Raw genomic sequence first — 2,884 nt, 5'->3', positions numbered from 1 at the left:
CCTGCCGGTTTCTGACACCCTGGATGAACTCCATGTAGGTAACCAATGATATCCGCCGGTCATCCGCATCTTCGACTAGTTGCGCTGCGCCTTCGTGACCCCTGAAAACCCAGATCATCACGTCGGTATCAAAAATCATCCAGACGGCCTTTTCTCAGATTGCGTACGTAAGCATCGACGTCCGTTGTATCCTTTCGATCTCGCCACATCCCGAACGCTTCATGGTTTTTTACGGATTTGTCCGTATGATGCCGGCTGGGAGATAGAATTGCCTTTTCCTTGCCCCGATAGTAAATCGTTACCGATTCGTTGCGGTCAAGCGCGCGCAAAACGTCTCTCATGCGTCGTCGCAGATCAAGTATGGATGCTTTCATGACCCCTCCTTGAAGTGTACACTTAATATGTTCAGTCAGGAGAAAGGCGTCAAGAGAAAATCGGATTTCCGATCAGTCATCAGCCTGAGTTTGTATCCGTGGAACACGCATATGGAGCAACCATCTGAATATGTTCCTTGACGCCCCGCCGAGCGCTTTTTCATCTTATCCTGCCCGGGCGACATGCCAGGCCCGATGATCACGGACCGGTATCAACTCTTGGTCTGGGGCGGTACCAACTGAGACATTACGAAGGCCTACATCGAAACACGTATAGAGGACACGGCAATGCCTGAAGCACAGATCGCGGTTATCGGCGGTACAGGGTTCTACGGGATGGAGGGGCTTACGGATCTCGAGGAGGTCCGGCCCGACACCCCCTTCGGCGACCCCAGCGACGCCATCGTGACCGGCACCCTGGAGGGCCGGCGCGTGGCGTTCCTGGCCCGGCACGGCCGGGGCCATCGCCTGGGCCCGTCCGAAATCAACGTGCGGGCGAACATCTTCGCGCTGAAGTCGCTGGGTGTCCGGTGGATTCTTTCGGTCAGCGCCGTGGGGAGCCTCCAGGAAGACATCCGGCCGCGGGATTTCGTCATACCGGACCAGTTATACGACCACACCCGGCACCGCACGACGAGCTTCTTCGGCGGCGGCCTCGTGGTGCACGTAGGCCTCGGTGAACCGTTCTGCGGGCCGTTGCGCCGGTTGCTCGTCGACGGTGCCGAATCGACGGGCCTGACCGTGCACGACGGCGGTACCTATCTCTGCATGGAAGGTCCCCAGTTCTCGACCAAAGCGGAGTCGAACGTCTACCGGGGCTGGGGGTTTTCGGTCATCGGGATGACAGCCGCGCCGGAGGCCAAGCTCGCCCGGGAGGCGGAGATCTGCTATGCCGCCATCGCGTGTTCCACCGACTACGACTGCTGGCACGAGGAACACGATTCCGTGACCGTCGACATGATTATCGAGAACCTGCACGCGAACGTGGACCACGCGCGCCAGGTCATCCGCCACGTCGTGCCGGCTATTCCGCTGGACAGCACGTGCCGCTGTCACAACGCGCTGGCCAATGCCATCGTTTCCGACCGCGACGCTGTGCCCGCCGGCACGCTGGAGAAGCTGAGGCCGATCGTGGGCCGCTATTTCGAGTAGAGGATCAGGACAGGTGTAACGGTCGGACGCCGGGCCAGTCTGTCCACATGTCATGGTGCTAAAACGGCACGAACGCCCGGCCAATCCACCCACATGTCGTCGCCGGGAGGCGCGTGCTCGTCCAGGTCCGCCCGCTTGTAGTCGTACAGGACCGCCTGGCGGATCCGGCCGGTCCGGTTGTGGCCGACGGAATGGCCCATGCGGTGGTGCCAGAACACGATGTCGCCGGCCTTGCCGTGGCAGTCCATGGGGGGCATTCCGCTCACCTCGTCCTTGTGGGCCAGGTATTCAGGCGTTTTGTCGAAGACGTAGCGCCGGGTGAAATCCCGGTAGAAAATCCGGTGGCTGCCCGGCCAAACGGTGAATCCGCCGCCTCCGGGTTCCACGTCGTCGATGTACCCCACGACGCCGAGGTGAAAGGGATGGGCGTCCACGTGGCAACCCATGGGACGGGGCGGCGCGGCGCCTTCGGGCAGGACACAGTAAATGCCGCGGATCCGATCCGGTTCGACCAGATTGCCCTCGCCGAGCAACTGCTCCGCCATGCCCATCACGGAAGGATCGGTGGCGAGGAGGCGGACCATCCAGTCCTCTCCGCCCGGTTGGCGGTACTTCCACATGAATTGGTGCCGGTTCGAAGCGCCGTCGTCGACCGGCTCCGGGAAGGGGCCGATCCAGGTTTCCGGTTTTTCGCGCTCGAGGGGCGGCGGCAGGTTGCTCCACATGCGTTCCCTGCCCCGGGCCATCAGATCGGGATCGAGGACGCCGCGCTTGATCAGGTAGCCTTCGCGGGCGAAAAACCGGATGTCTTCGTCGGTCAGACGGACCATGTCCATCCATCCTGTCAGTTCACTTGGATTAGTGGGGAGAATATATGGGTCGGACCGCGAAACCTGTCAAGGAGGATCACAAATTGAAGAAGCAGATCAGCAGGTGGACCGTCGCGGCAGCGCTGCTCGTATTCCGCCTCACTCCGAAGGCTGTGCTGCTCGTCCTGGGCCTTGCGCCCGGCGCGGCCGTGGCCAACGACGGATACCCCCGCATGGATGACGTCAATATCCTCCACTACCGGATACAAATGGAGATCGGCGAAACAGGACGGGCCATCCAGGGCGAGACCACGATCTTGGCGGAGATGCTGGCCGGCGGCCGGGACGTCCTGCCCCTCGACCTGGGCCCGCTCACCGTGGACCGGGTAACGGTCGGCGGAGAAAGCGCGGCTTTTACCCACAACGACCACCGGCTGAGCATCACGATGGGGGGCGGCCACGCAGCGGGCGACACGGTCACGGTGATCGTCTCCTATGGCGGGGAACCCGTGGACGGGCTGTTCATCCAGCCGAACAAGTTCGGTGACC

At 61.9% G+C, this 2,884-nt stretch carries 4 protein-coding genes; 2 read left to right on the top strand and 2 right to left on the bottom strand.

The genetic code is table 11. The features are described from left to right. Positions 1 to 128 precede the first annotated feature (128 nt). The gene (locus tag OXT71_08885) at positions 129 to 374 is read right to left on the bottom strand and encodes a type II toxin-antitoxin system Phd/YefM family antitoxin (protein ID MDE2926497.1); all 246 of its coding nucleotides are present in this window, start codon (positions 372 to 374) and stop codon (positions 129 to 131) included. A 288-nt stretch (positions 375 to 662) separates the two neighbouring features. Between OXT71_08885 and mtnP the strand changes: the two genes are divergently transcribed. Further along, positions 663 to 1,526 (top strand): S-methyl-5'-thioadenosine phosphorylase, encoded by an 864-nt coding sequence (gene mtnP / locus OXT71_08880; GenBank protein ID MDE2926496.1) that lies wholly within the window; start codon positions 663 to 665, stop codon positions 1,524 to 1,526. Positions 1,527 to 1,576: 50 nt separating this feature from the next. Here mtnP and OXT71_08875 read toward each other — a convergent pair whose 3' ends face one another. Beyond that, entirely contained in the window at positions 1,577 to 2,362 is a 786-nt protein-coding gene (locus OXT71_08875; GenBank protein ID MDE2926495.1) for a phytanoyl-CoA dioxygenase family protein, read from the bottom strand. Between the two features lie 77 nt (positions 2,363 to 2,439). On the opposite strand from OXT71_08875, the gene OXT71_08870 reads away from it, so the two are divergent. Continuing rightward, a partial coding sequence (locus OXT71_08870) for a hypothetical protein (protein MDE2926494.1) occupies positions 2,440 to 2,884 on the top strand: 445 nt, incomplete at its 3' end.

The organism is Acidobacteriota bacterium (genome assembly GCA_028874215.1).
Taxonomy (GTDB): Bacteria; Acidobacteriota; UBA6911; order RPQK01; family JAJDTT01; genus JAJDTT01.
The sequence above is the reverse complement of the archived record's forward strand: the minus strand, read 5'-3'. Positions and strand labels throughout refer to the sequence as shown.